Origin of the sequence: Leisingera aquaemixtae, from assembly GCF_006740765.1 — a bacterium.
Taxonomy (GTDB): domain Bacteria; phylum Pseudomonadota; class Alphaproteobacteria; order Rhodobacterales; family Rhodobacteraceae; genus Leisingera; species Leisingera aquaemixtae.
The window spans coordinates 663,288-683,571 of record NZ_CP041159.1 but is presented as its reverse complement, the minus strand read 5'-3'; the positions used below and the strand labels follow the sequence as shown (position 1 = coordinate 683,571).

At 67.1% G+C, this 20,284-nt stretch carries 23 protein-coding genes; 10 read left to right on the top strand and 13 right to left on the bottom strand.

The window, feature by feature from the left end:
• Nucleotides 1–101: 101 nt before the first annotated feature.
• From R2C4_RS05025 to R2C4_RS05010, 4 genes are all read right to left on the bottom strand, one after another.
• On the bottom strand, nucleotides 102–569 hold the full coding sequence (locus R2C4_RS05025; protein ID WP_244940780.1) for a periplasmic heavy metal sensor: 468 nt from the start codon (nucleotides 567–569) through the stop codon (nucleotides 102–104).
• 20 nt (nucleotides 570–589) lie between these two features.
• Nucleotides 590–964 (bottom strand): hypothetical protein, encoded by a 375-nt coding sequence (locus tag R2C4_RS05020; RefSeq protein ID WP_141889823.1) that lies wholly within the window; start codon nucleotides 962–964, stop codon nucleotides 590–592.
• Nucleotides 957–1,538, bottom strand: coding sequence for an RNA polymerase sigma factor (locus R2C4_RS05015; RefSeq protein ID WP_141889822.1), 582 nt, complete (start codon nucleotides 1,536–1,538; stop codon nucleotides 957–959). Before R2C4_RS05015 ends, R2C4_RS05020 begins: the two co-directional genes overlap by 8 nt.
• A gap of 67 nt (nucleotides 1,539–1,605) precedes the next feature.
• On the bottom strand, nucleotides 1,606–2,082 hold the full coding sequence (locus R2C4_RS05010) for an EF-hand domain-containing protein (RefSeq protein WP_058284306.1): 477 nt from the start codon (nucleotides 2,080–2,082) through the stop codon (nucleotides 1,606–1,608).
• 197 nt (nucleotides 2,083–2,279) lie between these two features.
• Between R2C4_RS05010 and R2C4_RS05005 the strand changes: the two genes are divergently transcribed.
• Both R2C4_RS05005 and R2C4_RS05000 read left to right on the top strand, forming a co-directional pair.
• Complete coding sequence (locus R2C4_RS05005) at nucleotides 2,280–2,702, top strand: DUF983 domain-containing protein (protein ID WP_141889821.1); 423 nt, start codon at nucleotides 2,280–2,282, stop codon at nucleotides 2,700–2,702.
• A 4-nt stretch (nucleotides 2,703–2,706) separates the two neighbouring features.
• A complete protein-coding gene (locus tag R2C4_RS05000; RefSeq protein WP_141889820.1) occupies nucleotides 2,707–3,438 on the top strand; it encodes an NUDIX hydrolase in 732 nt (243 codons plus the stop codon).
• 58 nt (nucleotides 3,439–3,496) lie between these two features.
• Here R2C4_RS05000 and R2C4_RS04995 read toward each other — a convergent pair whose 3' ends face one another.
• Genes R2C4_RS04995 through R2C4_RS04985 form a run of 3 tightly spaced genes read right to left on the bottom strand, consistent with a single transcriptional unit; the run spans nucleotide 3,497 to nucleotide 5,531 of the window.
• Nucleotides 3,497–4,399: a DMT family transporter gene (locus R2C4_RS04995; RefSeq protein WP_141889819.1), complete on the bottom strand. Its 903-nt coding sequence runs from the start codon at nucleotides 4,397–4,399 to the stop codon at nucleotides 3,497–3,499.
• Nucleotides 4,400–4,417: 18 nt separating this feature from the next.
• Nucleotides 4,418–5,332 carry a fatty acid desaturase gene (locus R2C4_RS04990; protein ID WP_141889818.1) on the bottom strand — a complete coding sequence of 305 codons (915 nt, stop codon included), beginning with the start codon at nucleotides 5,330–5,332 and terminating at the stop codon, nucleotides 4,418–4,420.
• Complete coding sequence (locus tag R2C4_RS04985; protein ID WP_141889817.1) at nucleotides 5,325–5,531, bottom strand: DUF2061 domain-containing protein; 207 nt, start codon at nucleotides 5,529–5,531, stop codon at nucleotides 5,325–5,327. The genes R2C4_RS04990 and R2C4_RS04985 overlap by 8 nt, the downstream gene beginning before the upstream one ends.
• A gap of 114 nt (nucleotides 5,532–5,645) precedes the next feature.
• On the opposite strand from R2C4_RS04985, the gene R2C4_RS04980 reads away from it, so the two are divergent.
• Nucleotides 5,646–6,524, top strand: a complete 879-nt coding sequence (locus tag R2C4_RS04980; protein WP_141889816.1) for a helix-turn-helix domain-containing protein — start codon at nucleotides 5,646–5,648, stop codon at nucleotides 6,522–6,524.
• 98 nt (nucleotides 6,525–6,622) lie between these two features.
• Here the strand turns inward: R2C4_RS04980 and R2C4_RS04975 are convergent, their stop codons facing one another.
• The 4 genes from R2C4_RS04975 to bcoG form a co-directional block, all read right to left on the bottom strand.
• A complete protein-coding gene (locus R2C4_RS04975) occupies nucleotides 6,623–7,381 on the bottom strand; it encodes an SDR family oxidoreductase (RefSeq protein ID WP_141889815.1) in 759 nt (252 codons plus the stop codon).
• Between the two features lie 10 nt (nucleotides 7,382–7,391).
• Nucleotides 7,392–8,867, bottom strand: coding sequence for a carnitine 3-dehydrogenase (locus tag R2C4_RS04970; protein ID WP_141892040.1), 1,476 nt, complete (start codon nucleotides 8,865–8,867; stop codon nucleotides 7,392–7,394).
• A 45-nt stretch (nucleotides 8,868–8,912) separates the two neighbouring features.
• Entirely contained in the window at nucleotides 8,913–9,482 is a 570-nt protein-coding gene (locus tag R2C4_RS04965; RefSeq protein WP_141889814.1) for a lipocalin family protein, read from the bottom strand.
• Between the two features lie 70 nt (nucleotides 9,483–9,552).
• Nucleotides 9,553–10,470: a 3-dehydrocarnitine:acetyl-CoA trimethylamine transferase BcoG gene (gene bcoG / locus R2C4_RS04960; RefSeq protein WP_141889813.1), complete on the bottom strand. Its 918-nt coding sequence runs from the start codon at nucleotides 10,468–10,470 to the stop codon at nucleotides 9,553–9,555.
• A gap of 133 nt (nucleotides 10,471–10,603) precedes the next feature.
• On the opposite strand from bcoG, the gene R2C4_RS04955 reads away from it, so the two are divergent.
• Nucleotides 10,604–11,587 carry a GlxA family transcriptional regulator gene (locus R2C4_RS04955; protein WP_141889812.1) on the top strand — a complete coding sequence of 328 codons (984 nt, stop codon included), beginning with the start codon at nucleotides 10,604–10,606 and terminating at the stop codon, nucleotides 11,585–11,587.
• Nucleotides 11,588–11,691: 104 nt separating this feature from the next.
• Here the strand turns inward: R2C4_RS04955 and R2C4_RS04950 are convergent, their stop codons facing one another.
• Nucleotides 11,692–12,735, bottom strand: coding sequence for an aldo/keto reductase (locus R2C4_RS04950; RefSeq protein WP_141889811.1), 1,044 nt, complete (start codon nucleotides 12,733–12,735; stop codon nucleotides 11,692–11,694).
• A 122-nt stretch (nucleotides 12,736–12,857) separates the two neighbouring features.
• Here R2C4_RS04950 and R2C4_RS04945 point away from each other — a divergent pair, with 122 nt between their 5' ends.
• The 6 genes from R2C4_RS04945 (at nucleotide 12,858) to metG (ending at nucleotide 19,266) form a co-directional block, all read left to right on the top strand.
• Nucleotides 12,858–13,259, top strand: a complete 402-nt coding sequence (locus R2C4_RS04945) for a rhodanese-like domain-containing protein (RefSeq protein WP_141889810.1) — start codon at nucleotides 12,858–12,860, stop codon at nucleotides 13,257–13,259.
• 10 nt (nucleotides 13,260–13,269) lie between these two features.
• Nucleotides 13,270–14,064, top strand: coding sequence for an alpha/beta fold hydrolase (locus R2C4_RS04940; RefSeq protein ID WP_141889809.1), 795 nt, complete (start codon nucleotides 13,270–13,272; stop codon nucleotides 14,062–14,064).
• Between the two features lie 180 nt (nucleotides 14,065–14,244).
• On the top strand, nucleotides 14,245–15,123 hold the full coding sequence (locus tag R2C4_RS04935; protein WP_208764524.1) for an ImuA family protein: 879 nt from the start codon (nucleotides 14,245–14,247) through the stop codon (nucleotides 15,121–15,123).
• A gap of 225 nt (nucleotides 15,124–15,348) precedes the next feature.
• Complete coding sequence (locus R2C4_RS04930) at nucleotides 15,349–15,969, top strand: YceI family protein (protein WP_141889808.1); 621 nt, start codon at nucleotides 15,349–15,351, stop codon at nucleotides 15,967–15,969.
• Between the two features lie 104 nt (nucleotides 15,970–16,073).
• Nucleotides 16,074–17,300, top strand: coding sequence for an MFS transporter (locus R2C4_RS04925; protein ID WP_058284294.1), 1,227 nt, complete (start codon nucleotides 16,074–16,076; stop codon nucleotides 17,298–17,300).
• Between the two features lie 247 nt (nucleotides 17,301–17,547).
• Nucleotides 17,548–19,266, top strand: a complete 1,719-nt coding sequence (gene metG / locus R2C4_RS04920) for a methionine--tRNA ligase (protein WP_208764523.1) — start codon at nucleotides 17,548–17,550, stop codon at nucleotides 19,264–19,266.
• A gap of 55 nt (nucleotides 19,267–19,321) precedes the next feature.
• On the opposite strand, the gene R2C4_RS04915 is transcribed toward metG, so the two are convergent.
• The gene (locus tag R2C4_RS04915; protein WP_141889806.1) at nucleotides 19,322–20,218 is read right to left on the bottom strand and encodes an MBL fold metallo-hydrolase; all 897 of its coding nucleotides are present in this window, start codon (nucleotides 20,216–20,218) and stop codon (nucleotides 19,322–19,324) included.
• Nucleotides 20,219–20,284: the final 66 nt, after the last annotated feature.

The window sequence follows — 20,284 nt, the reverse complement described above, 5'->3', positions numbered from 1 at the left end:
GGCCCGCGCCTTTTGCGAATTCCGGCACTCACAAAAAAAAGGCAGCTGCGACCGGCTGCCTTTCTGATGACCAGCGATCTCCAATGCCTGCTGCACGCGGGTCAGTCCCGGCCGTGGCCAGCCCCGTGCCAGCGCTTGCCGCGCTGCTGCATCCGCTCTTCCATCCGGTCAGCAAAGGCAGCACGCTCTTCCGGCGTCATCGCTTCCATCTTGCTCACCCAGGCGTCCTGCACCTTGGTGTGGAAGGCGTGGCGCGCGTCCGCCTGGCTGCGCAGCATATCCCGCAGCGCTGCGGCGTCGAAACTGCCGCTGCGCAGCGCTTCTATCACTGCGGCACTCTCTGCCCTGCGCCTCTTATGATAACTTCCGTGTTCGCCTCCAGCTTCCAAGCGCAGCGATTTGCGGGTCTCAGGTTCAAGGCCGCGGAAAATCAAAGGCTCTATTGCCTGCGGCCTGTGCCAATGCCTGTCTGTGCCCGAAAACCGCCAGGCCGCTCCAACGGCAATACCGATTACCGCCAGGTTCAATGCCAGCGATCCCGCCAGCAGCAGTTTAAGCCAAAGCTTCATTCCAGGCTTGCCCTCCGCACTCATTGCAAGTCCTCGCTCAGCATCAGCGCCAAGTCATAGCTATCATAGGGCACCGCTGTGCTACTGTCCTCATAGCCCGCCAGAACCACCGGGTCCGGCACAAAGGAAGGCGGCGCCATCCCGATCCACAGGCCCGCCGCGCAGGCCGCCGCCAGCCCGCCCATCGCAGGCCAGCCGCCAATCGCCTCGACCAGTTGCCGCCACTTCGGCTGCCGCACCGCCCGCGCAGGCCGCGCGGCGCTGAAGCCCGCTTGCGCGCGTGCCGCATCGGCCAGAATGGCAGTGTTCAGATGCGCCGGCATTCCGGGCCGCGCGCTGCGTGCCGCGGCAAACAGATCCTCCAGCTCCTCCAGTGCTTTATCCGTGTCAGCCATCGCTATACCCCAACTCTTCGCGCCGCCCGGCCAAAGCCGCGGCCAGCGCCCGTTTGCCCCGGGCGGTCAGGCTCTCGACCGCCTCGACGCTGATGTCCATGATCCCGGCGATTTCCGGGTTCGAAAGCTCTTCCAGGTGCCGCAGCACCACCGCCTGGCGCTGCCGCTCCGGCAATTGCATCAGGGCGGCCTGCAACGCATCCTGCCGCGCCCCGTCCTGCATCTGCTCCGCCGCCGAGCGGCCCGGATCCGGCGGCTCGGGCACCGCATCCAGATCCGCATGGCCGCCGCGGGCGCGCCGCTTGCGGTCGATGCACAGGTTCATCGCCACCCGGTAGAGCCAGGTCGACACCTGCGCCTCCCCCGGCCGCCACTGCGGCGCCATCTTCCATAAGCGCAGCATCGCCTCCTGGGTCACATCCTCGGCGTCCGTGCGGTTGCCCATCACCCGCATCGCCACGCCGAAGACCCGCGGCCCCAGCCGCGCGGTCAGCTCTGCCGCCGCCCGCCCGTCGCCATTGGCATAGAGCACCATGAGCGCATCATCAGAGGCCTCCCCCGCCGCTGCGCTCATGGCATCCGGACCCCCGTCAGGGGCCCGGCGCCGCGATATTTCCGTCTTATGCAGCACGCGTCAGCGATCAGTTCTGCTCCGTAGCATTCCCTTGCCCGGCCCCATGGCCGTGCATACCGCCGCGATGCATCCGGGCATTCTCGAATTCCGCCTTGGAGATCCCGCCGCTGCCGTCGGCATCCATGCGGTCAAACATCTTGCCCGCCCGGCGCGGCTGCGGCAGCTCGTCCATAGTCAACGCGCCATCCTTGTCGGTGTCAAAGCGTTCCAGCATCTGTGCGGCCCGCTCATTGGCATGCTCCCGTGCCCGCGCCTGCATCTCCTCCAGCGTCAGCTTGCCGTCGCCATCGGCGTCAGCCTTGGCAAAATGCGCGTCCTTCATCGCCTCAATCTCGGCCTTGGTCACCTCGCCATTGCCGTCCGCGTCGATCTCCTCAAAGGACATCCGCGGCCCGTGGTGCCCAAATCCCTGCGCCAGGGCAGCGCCGCCAGCAGTCACGGCAGCGGCGGCAACGATCGCGGTAATGAACTTGACGTGTTTCATATCGTCTTTCCTTTGTCCTGCGGCAGCCTCTTGCTGCCTGATGCACAAGAGAAACGCGCCAGCCGCGCAGATCCGTCGCAGCGGCGAGGATTTTTTTGCACCCGGCACGTTGCGGCAAACCGGCGCAGAATTCGGGCTTTCCCCTTTCGCCCCCTTCTGAAGCGCGCAAAGATGCGGGCAGCACACAGGATATTTTCATGACCGAGTCCCCCGCCGTTACGGCCCATGACGCAGAGCACGACCGCCCCACCATGCCCGCCCTGGCCAAGGGCTGGCGCTGCAAATGCCCCAACTGCGGGCAGGGCAAGCTCCTGCACTCCTATCTGAAGGTGAACAGCAGCTGCAGCCACTGCGGCCTGGACCTGACCCACGCGCGCGCCGATGACGGTCCCGCGTATCTCACGATCCTGATCGTTGGCCACGTCATGGCGCCCTTGATGCATGTGGTTTATTTCTCCTGGCGGCCAGAACCCTTGGTGATGTTCACCGTGTTCACGATTGGCTGTCTGGCCTCTTCGCTTTATCTTCTGCCGCGGATGAAGGGGATCGTCATCGCCTACCAATGGGCGCGGCGGATGCACGGGTTTGGCAAGGACTCCCCGGCGGTAACAGGGCAGTAACAGCATGAGCGACACATTTCTTTCCGGCGAAACCACCACCGACAAGACCGCGATCCGCAACGCGGCCACGGTCATCGCCATGCGCGGCCGGATGACCAGCGACCCGCAGGTGCTGATGGGCCAGCGCGGCGCCCAAGCCGCCTTCATGCCGAACAAATTCGTTTTCCCGGGCGGCGCGGTTGATGTGGAAGATGCGCAGGTCCCCCTGGCCTCGCCAATCTCCCCCGTCTGCCAGGAACGCCTGGCCGACAAGGCGCCGGACGGCGCACATCATGCCCTCAGCGTCGCCGCGGTGCGGGAGCTGTGGGAGGAAACCGGCCTGATCCTGGGCGAGCCCGGCAGCTGGACCGGGGACATCCCCGAAGACTGGCGGAGCTTTGCCGCCACCGGCCATGTTCCTTCGGCCAAGGCGATGCAATTCGTGTTCCGCGCCCTGACCCCGCCGGGCCGCCCGCGCCGCTTCGATGCGCGCTTCTTCCTGGTGGATGCCGATCAGATCACCGGCGATCTGGACGATTTCTCCCGCGCCGCGGATGAGCTGTCGCATCTGCAGTGGATCCCGCTGAGCCAGGTGCGCAGTTTCGATCTGCCCTTCATCACCGAGGTGGTGCTGGCCGAGGTCACCGCCCGCGTCCGCGATGCCGAGCCGCCGCAAAGCGTGCCCTATTTCCACAACAACGACGAGGCCAGCCTGTTCCTGCGCCTCAAGGGCTATCCGATGCCCGCGGACGGGTAACGTTTTCCGAGCCGGGATTACCCCATAATCCCGGCTGCCCTGCCGCAGGCGGCGCTGGTCAGATTGCCAGAACCAGTACCAGGATCGACACGATCAGCAGCCCCATGCCCGCCAGCTCGCGGCCCGTGACCTTCTCCTTGAAGAACAGCACCGAGGCCAGCAGCGACAACAGCAGCTCCACCTGCCCCACCGCCTTCACATAGGCGGCGTTTTGCAGCGTGAAGGCCCAGAACCAGCAGAACGAGCCGCCCATGCTGGTCAGCCCCACCCAGACCGCCACCTTGCGCGCCGCCCAGACCCGGGCGATCTCGCCCCTGTCGCGCAGGCCCAGCCACGCGCCCATGAACAGCGTTTGCAAGGACACCACCGCGGCCAGCGTCACCGCCGCGCGGAACGCAGGCTCCAGATCGCCCAGCTGCAAGGAGGCGCCGCGGTAGCTGACCGCGGAAAAGGCAAACAGCACGCCGGATCCCAGCCCCAGCTGCGCCGCGCGGTTGGTCAGGTGCCGCCACCACGCGCCCGCCGCATCCGGTGCCCGCGACAGCACCAGCACCGCCGCCAGCCCGATCAGGATCGCCACCCAGCCGCCAAAGCTGACGGGATCGCCCAGCACCGCCAGCCCGACGATGGCTGTCTGGATCACCTCGGTCTTCTTGAAAGTGATCCCCACCGCAAAATTACGCTGCTTGAACAGCGCCACCACACAGACGGTGGCCAGGATCTGCGCCGTGCCGCCAATCGCCGCATAGATCCAGAACGCAAGCGGCAGCGGCGGCAGCGCCTGGCCAGAGATTGCCAGATACAGCGCCAGACCTGCCAGGATGAAGGGCGCGGAATACAAAAACCGGGCGAAGGTGGCTCCGCCCGGCGACAGCGTCACGCTGCTCAGGACCTTCTGCAGCATGAACCGCACGGTCTGAAATGAAGCAGCGGCAATGGAAACGGGGATCCAGGCAAACATGCCTGTGCTTATGCGCGCTTATTCCCCCTGCTGCCAGAGCGGATGCGGCACCGGGTCCTTGGCGCGAAGCAGATAGTTGCGGAAAATCTGCAGGTAATTGCGGTAGAAGTAGCCGCCATTGGCCTGCAGAAACGCCTCCCGGCGGGTGCGGTACAGCTGCGGCAGCGCATACCAGGGCACGCCCGGATGCATGTGGTGCACGATATGCAGGTTGTTGTTCAGGAACAAAAGGGCCAGCGGCCCGGTGTCCTCGATCACCACGGTGCGGCCCTGGGCGGTTTCATGCGCCCGGTGCTCCAGGAAGGTGCGGATCTTCAAAATCCCCAGCCCCATGTAGGCCCCCAGCACCGCCGCCCACAGCGGCGCCGGCGATTGCAGCACCACCCAGATCACCGGGATCAGGCCGGCCGCGTGCAGCAGCCAGTCCCGCAGGACGCCGGGCGCCCCCTTGCGTGCCAGCCGCCAGTCAGCCGCCATAAAGCAGATCTGCCCCAGCAGCGGCCCCAGCACCATCCGCCCCAGCAGCGTGTTGTTGATCCGCAAAAGGGTCTTGCGCCACGCAGGCAGACGCGCCCAGACGCCCGGATCCTGAAAATTGCTCTCCGGGTCGTCATAGGGGTCGGTCAGCGCCTCATCCTCGTGATGCGCCAGATGGGTGTCGCGGAACCGGCCATAGGGGATTGCCATGCTGAGGGGGAAGACCATCAGCGCTTCGTTCAGCCAGCGGCGGCGGAACGGATGCCCGTGCAGCGCCTCATGGGTCAGCGAGGAATGCAGCGCCGCCATCACGCCCAGCGTCAGAACGGTCAGCGCAAGGCTGACGCCGGGCAGCAGCCACAGCGCCGCCAGCCAGCCGCCGTAGCACGCCAGGATCAGCGCCAGGGTGCCCCACTCCGCCCCCTGCGGCAGATATCCGGTGCGGCGCTCAGACATGGCGCCGCCCCCATTGGACCTGCGCCCAGACGCGTTCATACGCCAGGTAGACGGTGAACCCGATGCCGGTATTGATCAGCGCCATCGCCCCGCCCGCCTTGACAGAGCCGGTGGCCGCCAGCCCCACCAGCGTCATCGAGACCAGCCCGAGACCGTTCCAAATCACCGCCTTCACTATGGAGCGCTTGCGCGTTTCCATGTTGCCTCCTGTTATTCTTGGGTAAGTGCTTGTTTCCAAGGTACCGCCGCAGGAGGGTGTGCAGAATTCCGAATAGAGTTAACAAAATCCAACGAATGTGATAATTATAAACGCATGATAGAAAATATCGACAAACGGGTGCGCGCGGAACAGTTCCGGCAAAGGCTGAACCGGGCGCTGAGCGACAGCGGCCTCAGCCAAAGCGCCCTGGCCCGTGCGGTCGGCGTCGACCGCTCCACCATTTCGCAGCTGCTGACGGATGAGGGCGCGCGGCTCCCCAACGCGCATGTGGTCGGGGCCTGTGCCGGTGCGCTGGGGGTCTCTGCCGACTGGCTCCTCAGCCTCTCCGACCGGCCCGAAAGCGCGGCGGAGCTGCTGGCCTCCAGCCTCTCCCTCACCGAAGCTCCCCGCGCTCTGGTGGATGAGCGGATCTTTGACTGGCATCAGGAGGCTGAGGGCTACAAGATCCGCCACGTGCCGGCTGCGCTGCCCGACATGCTGAAAACACGCGCCTTGCTGGAATGGGAGTATTCGCCGCACCTGGGCCGCACGGCGGATCAGGCCATCGGCGCGTCAGAGGACCGGCTGACATGGATGCGCCAGTCGCCGTCTGACTATGAAATCGCGCTACCGCTCTACGAGTTAGACAGCTTCGCGCATGGCGTGGGCTATTATGAAGGGCTGCCGCTGGAGGTGCGTCTGGAACAGCTCGCCCAGTTCGAACGGCTCTGCGAGCAGCTCTACCCGCGCCTGCGCATTTACCTGTTCGATGCCAAGCGGCTTTACTCCTCGCCGATCACCATCTTCGGCCCGCTTTTGTGCGTGTTTTACGCCGGCACCCATTACCTCGCCTTCCGCGACAAGGAGCGGATCGCCACCTTCACCAGCCATTTCGACAATCTGGTGCGCGAAGCCGATATCACCGCCCGGCAGCTGCCGGGACGGCTCCGGGCGCTCAGGGCGGCGATCAGCAGCGGATCCACCGAACACTGAGAGCTGCGCCTGCCGAGGGGCAGGCAGGCGCAGCCCGGCCTTGCGGCCGGGCGGAACACTTTGCCGTTGGGCGGGCGGTTCCGCCCGCCGCCCCTTCCTCAAACCTTCGGGTCAGGGTTCTCCGTATGGCCGTCCACGGCAATCACCTGCCCCGACACCAGCCGCGCCGCGTCTGACCCCAGAAACACCGCCATATTGGCAATGTCGCGCGCCTCCACAAACCGCCCCATCGATGTGCCCGCGGCATAGCCCGCATAAACCTGATCCCGGGTCATGCCCTTGGCCGCCGCCTCGCGCTCCAGCACGCCCTCCATCCGCGGGCCTTCCACCGCCCCGGGGCAGATCACATTGGCGCGGATATTAAAGGGGCCAAGCTCCATCGCCAGCGTCTTCATCAGCCCGATGACCGCCCATTTGGCGGAACAATAAGGCGCCCGGTTCGGGTAGCCGTACTGCCCGGCAGTTGAGGATGTCACGATGATCGACCCGGCCCTGGCCGCCTTCATCAAAGGTGCGGCGTATTTGGCGGCCAGAAAGCAGCCCTCCAGATTGACGCTCACGCATTTGCGCCAGTCTTCCAGCGCAATGTCTTCGATCAATGCGGTCGGCCCGGCGATGCCCGCATTGGCGCAGAGCACATCCAGCCCGCCCCAGACTTCAGCGATGTCGGCAAACAGCGCCTTCACACCCGCCTCGTCGGTGGCATCCACCGCCGTTACCCGCCAGCCCTCCGGCACATCCGCCAGGGCCACGGCACTCACATCCGTAACCCAGACCTGATGGCCGGCGGCGGCAAAGCCCTCGGCCATGGCCCGGCCGATGCCGGAGCCGCCGGCGGTGATCAGAACCCGGTTCATGCCCCAGACCTCACCGCGGAGCGCCGATGGCGCGGCCCAGGCCCTCCGGCGCGGGCAGCGCGGCGTGGGCCTTGGCCAGCTTCACCAGATTGGCCTCGATATGCGGCGCAGGCGGAGCAGAGCGGCGGGTCGCAAGGTCCACGTGCAGCAGCATATGCTCGCCGGTCGCCAGCAGACGCTCGCCCGAATACATCTCGTGCCACAGGTGCATCTTCTTGCCCGCCCCCATGATCACCCGGGTCCGCACCTGGATCGGGTCGCCCGCATGGACCTCGTCGATGTGGCGGATATGGGTCTCGGCGGTGAAGTAGCTGCCGCCGTTGGCGATATACTCCGCATCGCAGCCGATGATCATCATCAGCCGGTCGGTGGACTGCGCGAAGGCATCCAGGTACCGGCTCTCTGTCATGTGGCCGTTGTAATCGGTCCAATCCAGCGGCACCACGCGGCTCTGGGTCAGCACCGGCTGGCTCAGGTCCTCAATGTCATCAATCGCGCGCACCAGACCGGCCTCGCTCTCGCGGCCCCGGTCATGGGTATTCTGCAGTGCGCCCGCACCCCAGTCATTAGCGCCCAGCGCCCGCATCATGCCGACCAGGTTGTCGTCCCGGTGCCGCTCCAGCTCTCGGATCGAATACTGGCCGGATTGTTCATCCGACTGGCCCGCGATCAGATCGACCAGCTCATCGGTGAACTCCGGCACATCCATCAGCTTGGTCCACGGCCAGCTGAGGCACGGGCCGAACTGCGCCATGAAATGCTTCATGCCCGCCTCGCCGCCCGCAACCCGGTAGGTCTCAAAGAGGCCCATCTGCGCCCAGCGGATACCAAAGCCATAGCGGATCGCGTTGTCGATCTCCTCGGTGGTGGCGATGCCGTCCTTGACCAGCCACAGCGCCTCGCGCCAGACCGCCTCCAGGAAACGGTCCGCCACATGGGCGTCGATTTCCTTCTTCAGGTGCAGGGGATACATGCCGATTGCCGTAATGATCTCCTTGGCCCGGTCGATGACGCCCGCCGGATTGGCCGCTGTCGTGACCAGCTCCACCAGCGGCAGCAGGTAGACCGGGTTGAAGGGATGCGCGACCACGATCTGGCCGGGGTTCTCCCGCCCGTCCTGCAATTGCGACGGCTTGAAGCCCGAGGTGGAAGAGCCGATCACCGCATCCGGCGCGCAATGGGCTTGCAGTTCGGCATAGACCTTCTGCTTCAGGTCCAGCCGCTCCGGCACGCTCTCCTGGATCCATGCCGCGCCGTCCACGGCCTCCGCAATGGTGTCATGGAAGGTCAGGCTGCCCTCCGCAGGCAGCGCCACATTGCCAAGGCCGGGCAGCGAGCGGCGGGCGTTGGCCAGCACTTCGCTGATCTTGCGCTCCGCTTCCGGGTCCGGGTCGAACACCCGCACGTTCCAGCCATTGAGCAGGAACCGCGCGGCCCAGCCGCCGCCAATAACCCCGCCGCCGATAATTGCCGCAGATTGCTCCACCATTGTCGTCCATCCTCCGAGGGACCCGGCCGCCGGGCCCGTGTGTTATTCCTTGGTCTGAGGCACCATCTCCAATGCCTCAGGATCATAGCCATTGCTGCGCAGCACGGATTTGGCCGCGTCCAGTTCTTCCGCGCCAAGTTCCGGGCTGCGCGCCAGAATCCAGCCCTGTTCGCCGCCCGGGGTGCCGACCACCGCAACCGAGTAATCCTCAGTCACATCCAGCACCCAGTAGTCGCCCCAGGTCAGGGGCAGCCAGCTCAGCCAGGAGACGAAGTTCACCTCCAGCTTGCCCGGCGCCCGGACGCGGGCCACCCCCTCCGCCGCCTCGACCGGGCCATCCAGCCCCTCGCGGCGGCAGCGGTTGACGACACTGATCCGCCCATCCTCCCGCGCGCTGTAGGTTGCCGTCACCCCTTCACAGCCCTCTTCAAAGCTGTTGGGAAAACGGGCGATCTCGTACCAGATCCCCAAATAGCGGGTGAGATCCAGATCTTCCTGCACTGTCATCGGCACGTTCGTGTCGCGGTAGCCCTCGGCCCGGACAGAGGCCGCCGCGGCGGCGATGACGAGGGCTGAGGCAGCAACTGCCGGGATGAATTTGCGGAAGGTCATGGACGGAATCTCCTGAATCGGAACGTTGGTTTTCATCACACCCCAACGTCCCGTGTCCTGAGCGGTTCCCTCAGCCGCCCGCCGGCGCGCGTTTTGTCAGACCCAGCTTCTCGCGCACCTCCTGCGGCCCGATCACCCGCGCGCCCATGTTCGACACGATGGTGTTCGCGCGCTCCACCAGCTGCCAGTTTTCCGCCAGCACGCCCTTGCCAAGCCACAGATTGTCCTCCAGCCCGACCCGCACGTTGCCGCCCGCCAGCACCGACTGCGCCGCATAGGCCATCTGGTTGCGGCCCAGCGCGAAGGCCGAGAAGGTCCAGTCGTCCGGCACATTGTTGACCATCGCCATGAAGGTGTTCAGATCATCCGGCGCGCCCCACGGCACCCCCATGCACAGCTGCACCAGCGCCTTCGGCTCCAGCACGCCTTCCTTCACCAGCTCCTTGGCGAACCACAGATGGCCGGTGTCGAACGCTTCGATCTCAGGCTTCACACCCAAGTCGGTCATCATCTGGCCCATCGCCCGCAACATGCCCGGCGTGTTGGTCATGACATAATCGGCCTCGGCAAAGTTCATGGTGCCGCAGTCCAGGGTGCAGATCTCCGGCAGGCATTCCGCCACATGCGCCATCCGCTCGGTGGCGCCCACCATATCAGTGCCCGCCTCTTTCAGCGGCAGCGGGCTTTCGGTGTCGCCGAACACCATGTCGCCGCCCATGCCGGCGGTCAGGTTCAGCACCACATCCACCTCCGCATCGCGGATCCGCTCGGTCACCTCGCGGTAGAGATCCAGGCGCCGGGACGGCGCGCCAGTTTCCGGATCGCGCACGTGGCAGTGGACGATGGCCGCCCCGGCCTTGGCCGCCGCAATGGCCGACTCAGCGATTTCCTTGGGCGAACGGGGCACATGCGGACTGCGGTCCTGGGTGCTGCCCGAGCCGGTCACGGCGCAGGTGATAAAGACCTCGCGGTTCATTTCCAGCGGCATTTTTCTTCTCCCGTCGATGTACAGGGTTTTGCCTCGGGTTATCCCCAGGCTCCTCCCCAGATTCTGATTTGCGCTGGCACCGACTCTGCCGCAGCCTTTTACGGCACAGTTTACACCAGGCGAATCGAAGTTGATGAAATCCGCAAAAAACATCCTGCAGCCCGAAAACCGGCCGCTGAAAACCGCGCTGCTGGTGCTGGACGAATGCAACACGCTGTCCTTCGCGGCGGCGGTGGACCCGATGCGCGCCGCAAACCGGCTGGCGGGCCGCGCGGCCTTCGACTGGGATTACGTCAGCGCCACGGCAGAGCCGCCGACGCTGACCAGCGGCCTCACCGTGCCCAGCATTCCCCTGGCCCGGCTTGAAGGCTGCGAGCTGCTGATTGTCGTGGCCGGCTTTCAGCTGGCCCGCCACGCCACCCCCAGCCTGCTGGCCGGCCTGCGCCGCATCGCCGCCACCGGCGCCACCATCGCAGGCATCGACGGCGGCCCGTGGCTGCTCGCCGAAGCCGGCCTGCTGGACGGCCACCCGGCCACCACCCACTGGGAAGACCTGGAAAACTTCGCCGCCCGCTTCCCGGAGGTTGACGCCCGCAACGACCGCTTCACCGTCTCTGAGGGCCGCCTGACCTCCGGCGGCGCCACGCCCGCGATCGAGATGATGCTGCATGTCATCGGCGCCCGCCACGGGGCCGGCTTTGCTGCCCGGGTGGCCGGGCTGTTTCTCTACGATGGCCCCGCCGCCGCCCCCCGCCCGCAAAGCCGGCTGGGCGGCCGCAAGCACAATGCGCTGACTGCCAAGGCCAACGCGCTGATGGAGTCGGCGCTGGACGAGCCGCTGCCGCTCAGCGCCATCGCCGAGACGCTCGGCACAAGCCCGCGCAGCCTGCAGCAGCAGTTCCGCCTGCGCCTCAATACCACCCCGCAGGATCACTACCTGCAGCTGCGCCTGGCCGAAGCCCGCCGCCTGGTCACCGATACCAACATGCCGCTGATGGAGGTGGCGATGGCGACCGGCTTCACCTCGCAGTCAAGCTTCGCCCGCGCCTTCCGCACTGCGCACGGCACCTCGGCCCGCGACCTGCGCCAGGAACAGGCCCGCCCGACAGCGCATTGAGCCCGGCAGGATCCCTTTCTTCTGGCCGGAAATATCCCGGGGGTGAATTGCGCCGCAAGCGCAAGAGGGGGCAGCGCCCCCTCCTCCGCCCGCTTCAACCTGCCTCAATACGGCATCGGATGCGCCCGGTGCGCCGCGTTGATTTCGTCCAGAACCTCCTGGCTCAGCTCCACTTCCACCGATTGCAGCAGATGCTCCAGCTGCGGCAGATGCGTCGCGCCAAAGATCGCTGACGCCATGAATGGCCGGGTCCGGCACCAGGCCAGCGCCATATGCACCGGGTCCAGCCCGTGCCGCCTGGCAATCTCCAGATAGGCCGCCACCGCCTCATAGACCCGCGGCGAGTGGCGCCCGCCCAGCTCCGGGTTGATGGATTTGCGCGAACCCTCCGGCACCGCCCCGTCCTGATACTTGCCGGTCAGCAGCCCGGTGCCCAGCGGCGAAAACGCCATCAGGCCGACGTCCTCATTGACGCTCAGCTCCGCCAGGTCGGTGTCATACATCCGGCACAGCAGCGAATATTCGTTCTGGATCGTCGCCACCCGCGGCCAGCCGCGTTCCCCGGCGATGCGCAGCCACTGGGCGGTGCCCCAGGCGCTTTCGTTCGACAGGCCAAAGGCGCGGATGGTGCCGCGCTCCACCTCTCGCTGCAGCGCCTCCAAGCAGTCCTCCATATTGGCCAGCACCTCCTCCCGGTTCTGGCTGGAGGGGTCATAGGTCCAGTTCTGCCGGAACATGTAGCTGCCCCGGTTCGGCCAATGGAACTGGTAGAGGTCAATGTAATCCGTCTGCAGCCGCTTCAGCGAGCCTTCCACGGCGGCCGCGATGGTCTTCGACGAGATCGGCGCCCCGTCCCGCGCATGTTTCATCCCCTCGCCCGAATGCTTGGTTGCCAGGATATAATCCCCGCGCCGCCCCGTCTTTGCGTTCCAGCTGCCGATAATGCGCTCGCTGTTGCCGATGGTCTCGGCGCTGACCGGGTTCACCGGATACATCTCCGCCGTGTCAACAAAGTTCACGCCTGCCGCCAGCGCCATGGCGATCTGCGCATGGGCCTCCGCCTCCGGCGTCTGGGTGCCAAAAGTCATCGTGCCCAGGCACAGTTCAGAGACCTCGATGCCGGTACGGCCCAACGGGTTCATTTTCATATCGCGCGCTCCCCAGTTCCGGATGTGCCTGCGACCCTAAGGCCCCGCCCGGGAAGTGCAAGCCGCTTGCACCGGCGCGGCAAAGCGGCCAGCCTGCGCGCAAGCCGAGCAAAGGAGGTCCCATGCCGCAAACCATCACCAAGGGCGTCAAGGCGCTGCTGGCCGAGGCAAACAGCCTGGTCGGCACCATGCCCGTCGAAGAGGCCAAGCAGAAGGTTCTGGACGAGAACTGCGTCTTCGTCGACCTGCGCGACATCCGCGAGCTGCAGCGCACCGGCATGATCCCAGGCGCGTTTTCCTGCCCGCGCGGGATGCTGGAATTCTGGATCGCCCCGGACAGCCCCTATCACAAACCGGTGTTCAACCAGGACAAGACCTATGTGTTCTACTGCGCCAGCGCCTGGCGCTCGGCGCTGAGTGCCAAAGCGGCGATGGAGATGGGCCTGAACCCCGTGGTGCATCTTGAGGGCGGCTTCACCGAATGGGCCAAACAGGGCGGCCCGGTCGTCCCGCGCGAGGGCTGAGCCGCGCAGGATGCCGCCAGCGGCCCCGTTCATACGGCGGCACGGCGCCCAGCCGTTCATCGCCGCAGTACTGCACGGCGGCCCGGGTGCTGCCGGCGAGGCGGCCCCGGTGGCGCAGGAACTGGCCGCCCGCGGTTTTGGTGTGCTGGAGCCCTGGCAGTCCGAGACTTCCGTGGAGGGACAGATCTCCGAGCTGCGGCACCAGCTGGAGACGGCCTGCGCCGCCCCTGCGGTTCTGATCGGCTTGTCCTGGGGCGCCTGGCTGGCCTGCCTGCTGGCAGCCCGGCATCCGCATCTGGCCGCCAAACTGGTACTGGCAGGCTGCCCGCCCTTCGAGGCCCGGTTTGCGGCACAGATTGACGCCGTCCGGCAGGCCCGCCTGCGGCCTGCGGAACGGCAGGAGCTGACTGCGCTGCTTGGCGGCAGCGGCATGCAGACGCCGGCAGGCCTGGCCCGCGCGGTGCAGCTGCTGGACCAGGCAGAGGCCTGTGCGCCGCTGCCGGATCTTCCGCCTCCGCAGATCTCCTTTGACCGCGGGATTTTCCAAAGCGTCTGGGCCGAGGCTGCAGAGCTGCGCCGCTCCGGCGAGCTGCTGCGGGAGGCGGCCAGGATCCGCTGCCCGGTGATTGCCCTTCACGGCGATCAGGATCCGCACCCGGCCGCCGGCGTCCGACAGCCGCTGCGAAAGGCGCTGCCGGGTCTCCGCTTCCGCCTGCTGCGGCGCTGCGGCCACAAGCCCTGGATCGAGACCCATGCCCGAGCGGGTTTTTTCCAGGCGCTCGAAGACGCGCTCGCCCCGGCCTGACAGCGTCCGGGCCGGCCTGCCGCACGCGCCGCCGCGTCGCGCAACGCGCGGCGCCCGGCCCAACCGGAACTGCGCCTCCCGCGGAGGCGCTGGTCCGGGCGGGAGCACCACGTTGCGGCAGTTCCCCCTGCGCCCACGGTTATAATTGAGAACAAATAGCGAACACTCTATAGTCACTCCATGCCGACTCACCTGCTCAACCGCCGCCGCCACAGCCCCCGCCCGGCGCTGCCCCTGACGGAAGGGATTGCCCTGGAGCACGGCCGCACGCATGAGGCCTGCGGCCCCGCCCGCCACCGGTTTGCGCTCTGGCTCGCCGCCGCCGCCCAGCAAGCAGCCCGGAACAGCACCTGGCAAACCGCACCGGAAACGGCCCCCGCGCCGGTCCTGTGGCTGTTGCCGCCGCGGGGCGGCCGCCCGCTGAACCCGGAGGGGCTGGCCGCCTGTGCCAGCCCCGCCCGCTTCCTGTTCGTGCAGGCCGCCCGGACAGAGGACCAGCTCTGGGCCATGGAGGAAGCCCTGCGCAGCGGCGCAGCGGCGCTGGTGGTGGCAGAGCTGCCCGAACCGCCCGCCATGACCCCGGTGCGGCGGCTGCACCTGGCGGCGGAGGCCGGCGGGTGTTTCGGCCCGGCGCCGCTGGGCCTGCTGCTGACCCCCGGTCAGGGCGGCGCCCAGGGCATCGAAAGCCGCTGGCATCTTGCCCCTGCCCATAACCGCGCGGCCCGCAACCGCTTGCGCCATGACCTGCCCGCGTGCGGCCTGGCGGCCGGCGGGGAGGGCACCGCCCCGCAAAGCTGCTGGAGCTTGCAGCGCCTGCGCGCCCGCACCCTGCCGCCCCGCAGCTGGCAGATCCTCCAGGCTGCCGCAGGCAGCCCGCTGCAGGCTGTTCCGGCACCCCAAGCGGTCCCGGCAGGCACGGAGCCTGCCGGGACCGCCCAAGGCCTGCCCCAAGGCCAATCCGGGGCCATGCCCCAAGGCCGATCCGGGGCCATGCCCCAAGGCCGATCCGGAGCCCTCCCGCACCCGCAGGAGGCCCTGGCTGCGCCAGCGCCGCCTTAGCGGCTTTGGGCCCGGCACCGGGCTTTGCCCGGTGCCGGGCCCAACAGGCGATGGCTTTTGGCAAAAAGCCGGCGCCTGGCGGGAGCCCGCCGCGCCGCCGCAGGCCTGCCGGTGCTTCGTGGGATTGCGCAAGCCCCCCGGCGCCGCACGCGGGAAAGTGAGCCGCCCCGCCGGGAAACCGCGATAAGCTCGGACGGCAGCCCGCAAAACGGATTGGAAAACCCCATGCAAACAGCCCGGACACCGCCTGCCCGGATACAGCGCCGCCGCCTGCTGGCAGGCCTCAGCGCCGTGCTGCTGGCGCCGCAGGCGCTGATGGCGGCGCCGCTGCCGTACCGCCTGGTGCCCAGCGCCACCGACGTCCGCTTTACCTTCCTGCTCAACGGCCAGCCGCAGCAGGGCCGGCTTCCGGTGCGCGCGGCCCGCATCCGCATCGACCCGCAGAACCTGGCCCGGAGCGAGGCCGATATCACCCTCGACGCGCGGCGCGCCCGGACCGGGCTGATCTTTGCCACCGAAGCGCTGAAAAGCCCGGGCATTCTGGACGCCGCCCGGCATCCGGACATCCGCTTCCGCTCCACCCGGGTCCGCCTCGGGCCTGACGGGCGGCTGTCCGGCGGCGCGCAGATCACCGGCGATCTCACCCTGCGCGGCACCACCCGGCCGGTCACCCTGCAGGCCGCGCTCTACCGCCGCCCCGGCAGCGCGCCGGACGACCTGCGGCAACTGGACGTGCATCTTACAGGCGTGCTCAGCCGCGCCGCCTTCGGCGCCACCGGCTATGCGGGCCTGGTCGCCGACCGGGTGAGCCTGGCGATCCGGGCCCGCATCCGGCAAGCGGGCTGACCCCGCCAGCGGCGTGCCGAAAAGCACCGCCGCGCAGAAATACGACACGGGTTTGGCGGAAACCGGCTGGCAATGCCGTCTCAGCCTGTCATGGTCGCACCGTTATGCGCCTGATCATCTCCTTTGCCGCCCTGTTTCTGTCCGTCATCCTGCTGCAGCTGTCGACCGGAGGCGTCGGCCCGCTCGATGCCATTTCAGGGCTGACGCTCAACTTCACCACGGAGCAGATCGGCCTTCTCGGCTCCGGCCATTTCCTCGGCTTCTTCATCGGCTGCTGGTGGGCGCCGCGGCTGATGGGCAATGTCGGCCATTCCCGCGCTTTTGCCGTGTGCACCGCGCTTGGCGCCATGGGGCTGCTGGGCCACACGCTGACCGAAAACCCCTATGCCTGGGCGGCGATGCGGATGGCCTCCGGCCTGTGCGTGGCAGGCTGCTACACGGTGATCGAGGCCTGGCTCAACGCCAAGGTCACCAACGAAACCCGCGGCCGCGCCATGGGCACGTACCGGCTGGCCGACCTCAGCGCCTCGCTGGCGGCGCAGCTGATCATCGCGGTGCTGCCGCCCGCAGCCTATATCTCGTACAACCTGCTGGCGCTGCTGTGCTGCGCGGCGCTGCTGCCGCTGACCCTGACCCGGGCCAGCCAGCCGGAAATCCCCGACGCGCCGCGCCTGCGCCCCAAACTGGCCTGGCGCTGCTCGCCGCTGGCCGTGGCGGGGGTGATCGTGGCCGCGCTCAGCTCCGCCTCGTTCCGGATGGTGGGGCCGATCTATGGCCAGGAGGTCGGGCTGGAGATCGGCCAGATCGCCTTCTTCCTTGCGTCTTTTGTTCTGGGCGGGGCGCTGGCGCAGTACCCGATGGGCTGGCTGGCCGACAAATACGACCGCCGCTGGGTGCTGATCTGGCTGTCGGGCGCCGCCATTCTCAGTTGCGGCATCACCATGGCGGCCAGCGGCACCGGCACCCTGGGGGTGATGGTGACAGCAGGGTTCTTCGGCTTCACAACCTTCCCGATCTTCTCGGTCTCGGCCGCCCACGCCAACGACTTTGCCACGACCGCCGAACGGGTCGAGCTGTCGGCGGCGCTGATGTTCTGGTACGCGCTTGGCGCCATCGCCTCGCCCTATGTTTCCTCGGCGCTGATTGATGCCTACGGACCGCCGGCGCTGTTTGCCTATGTTGCCGGCGGCCACGTGCTGCTGATCGTCTTCGGCCTCAGCCGGATGAAAGTCCGCGCGACCCCGGAAGAGCGCACCAGCTATGTCTACGCGCCGCGCACCTCTTTCACCATCGGCCGCCTGCTGAAACGGACCCGCGAGCGCCGGAAATAAAGGTAAGCATTGCTGTCCGAATGTTTCGCGCGCGAAACATTCGGACAGCATCTATGACCCTTTAAAGCTTTGTTTACATTCACGGATTGCGCCCCTGTAACGCCAGATCAGAGGCCAGGGGCATTTTGCCCGCCCTACAGAGGACAAGCGCGTCCGCCCGCCTCCTCCCGCGCGGCGCACAGCAGGGGTTTCCGCCGCGCCTGCCATGCGTTAGACGGGCCTCTGACGCAAAACCTGGATGGATGGCATGGCACGCATTCTGATCACTTCGGCGATCCCTTACATCAACGGGATCAAGCATCTGGGCAACCTGGTGGGCTCGCAGCTGCCTGCCGACCTGTATGCCCGGTTCCAGCGCGGACGCGGCAATGAGGTGATGTTCCTCTGCGCCACCGACGAGCACGGCACCCCGGCGGAACTGGCCGCCGCCAAGGCGGACAAGCCGGTCGCGGAATACTGCGCCGAGATGCATGCCGTCCAGGCGGAGATCGCCAAGGGGTTCGCCCTGTCGTTTGACCACTTCGGCCGCTCCTCCAGCCCGCAGAACCACGCGCTGACCCAGCATTTCGCAGGCAAGCTGGCCGAAGCAGGCCTGATCCGCGAAGTCACCGAAAAGCAGGTCTATTCCAACGCCGACGGCCGTTTCCTGCCCGACCGCTATATCGAGGGCACCTGCCCCAACTGCGGCTATGAGCGCGCCCGCGGCGACCAGTGCGAGGAATGCACCAAGCAGCTGGACCCCACCGACCTGATCAACCCGCGCTCTGCCGTGTCCGGCTCCACCGACCTGGAAGTGCGCGAGACCAAGCACCTGTATCTGTGCCAGTCGCAGCTGAAGGATCAGCTGGACGCCTGGATCGACTCCAAGAAGGACTGGCCGGTCCTGACCACCTCGATTGCCAAGAAATGGCTGCATGACGGCGACGGCCTGCAGGACCGCGGCATCACCCGCGATCTGGACTGGGGCGTGCCGGTCAAGAAAGGCGACGAAGACTGGCCCGGCATGGAGGGCAAAGTCTTTTACGTCTGGTTCGACGCGCCGATCGAATACATCGCCTGCGCCAAGGAATGGGCCGATGCCAACGGCAAGCCGGATTCCGACTGGCAGCGCTGGTGGCGCACCGACAAGGGCGCGGAGGATGTGAAATACGTCCAGTTCATGGGCAAGGACAACGTCCCCTTCCACACCCTGTCCTTCCCGGCCACCATCCTCGGCTCGGGCGAGCCGTGGAAGCTGGTCGACCACCTGAAATCCTTCAACTACCTGAACTATGACGGCGGCCAGTTCTCCACCTCGCAGGGGCGCGGCGTGTTCATGGACCAGGCGCTGGAAATCCTGCCCGCCGACTACTGGCGCTGGTGGCTGCTGTCCCACGCGCCGGAAAGCTCTGACTCCGAATTCACCTGGGAGAATTTCCAGCAGTCGGTGAACAAGGACCTGGCCGACGTGCTGGGCAACTTCGTCAGCCGCATCACCAAGTTCTGCCGCTCCAAGTTTGGCGAGGAGGTACCCGCCGGCGGCGACTACGGGCCGCAGGAACAGGCGCTGATCGAGGAGCTCAGCACCCGCATCCGCGCCTATGAGGGCCATATGGAGGCGATGGAGGTCCGCAAATCCTCGCAGGAGCTGCGGGCGATCTGGGTTGCCGGCAATGAATACCTGCAGTCCGCCGCGCCCTGGTCGGTGTTCAAGGACGACCCCGAGCGTGCCGCTGCGCAGGTGCGCCTGGGCCTGAACCTGATCCGCCTTTACGCGGTGCTGTCGGCGCCCTTCATCCCGCACGCCACCGACACGCTGATGGCGGCGCTGAACTCGGACGACCGCAGCTGGCCCGAGGATGCGGCGGCGGCGCTCTCCGCCCTGCCCGCAGGCCACGGCTTCACCGTGCCGGACGTGCTGTTCGCCAAGATCACCGACGAACAGCGCGAAGACTGGCAGGCGCGCTTCTCCGGCACCCGCAGCTGAGGCTGCCCTTGATCGCAACCGCAAAGGCCGCTCTTCTGGAGCGGCCTTTTTCGTGTCAAAGCGTGATCCGGCCGCCTTCAGCGGGCAGCCTCAGCTGCCAGGCGGGGGCGGCTGCCGCATGGGCCGCGCGCAGCGCCTCCGGCCCCTCCTGGTACAGCGCATAGGTCGAGTGATGCACCGGCAGCACCGCCTTGGGCGCCAGCCGGGCGGCAAAATCCGCCGCCTGCCCGCAATTCATGGAAATCTGCCCCAGCGCGCCGCCGCCGCCCACCGCGCCGAGATGCGGAATGAACAGATCCAGCGGCGCCTGCCCGGCCAGCGCCGCAGCAACAGGCTCCGCATCAAACGTATCCCCCGCCCAGTAGATGCGCTGCCGCTGCCCGCCAGCCTCCACTTCGATCAGGTAGCCATTGCCCAAGCCCAGTATCGCGGCAATCCGCGGGTTCAGCGAATGCACCGCAGGCACCGCCGTGACCGTCACCAGGCCGTCCGGCGCTTCGAACCGCCGCGCCGCGCCGTGCGTGAGCGCCTGCGCGGCAAAGCCTTTCTCCGCCAGCGCCGCCGTATCGTGCTGTGGCGCCAGCAGCGGCACCTTCCGGTCCAGCCAGCCTTGCGCAGCCTGATCGAAATGGTCCTCATGCGCGTGACTCAGCAGCACCAGATCATACTGTTCCTGCGCGAGGCCGGGAAACGGCGTCAGGCGGGCATGGGGTTTGACATTCGGCCCCTTGGACAGATCGAACATCTCATTTGGATCGCCCATCACGAAGGCTTCCGCGCCCTCCCCCAGGCAGGGGTCGGTCAGGATCCGCAAGCCCGCAGCCTCGATTTCAAGCATCGCGCCGCCCAGCCAGCGCACATGCACCCCGGCACTGCCGCTGCGGGCCGCGGCCGGGCTTAGCCCCGCCGCCAGCCCGGCGCCGCAAAGCTGCATAAATTCTCGTCTTTTCATCAGCACCTCCATTGTGGTGGCGCCACCCTAACGGCTCGACTTCGGGCGGATTATCTGCATTATTTT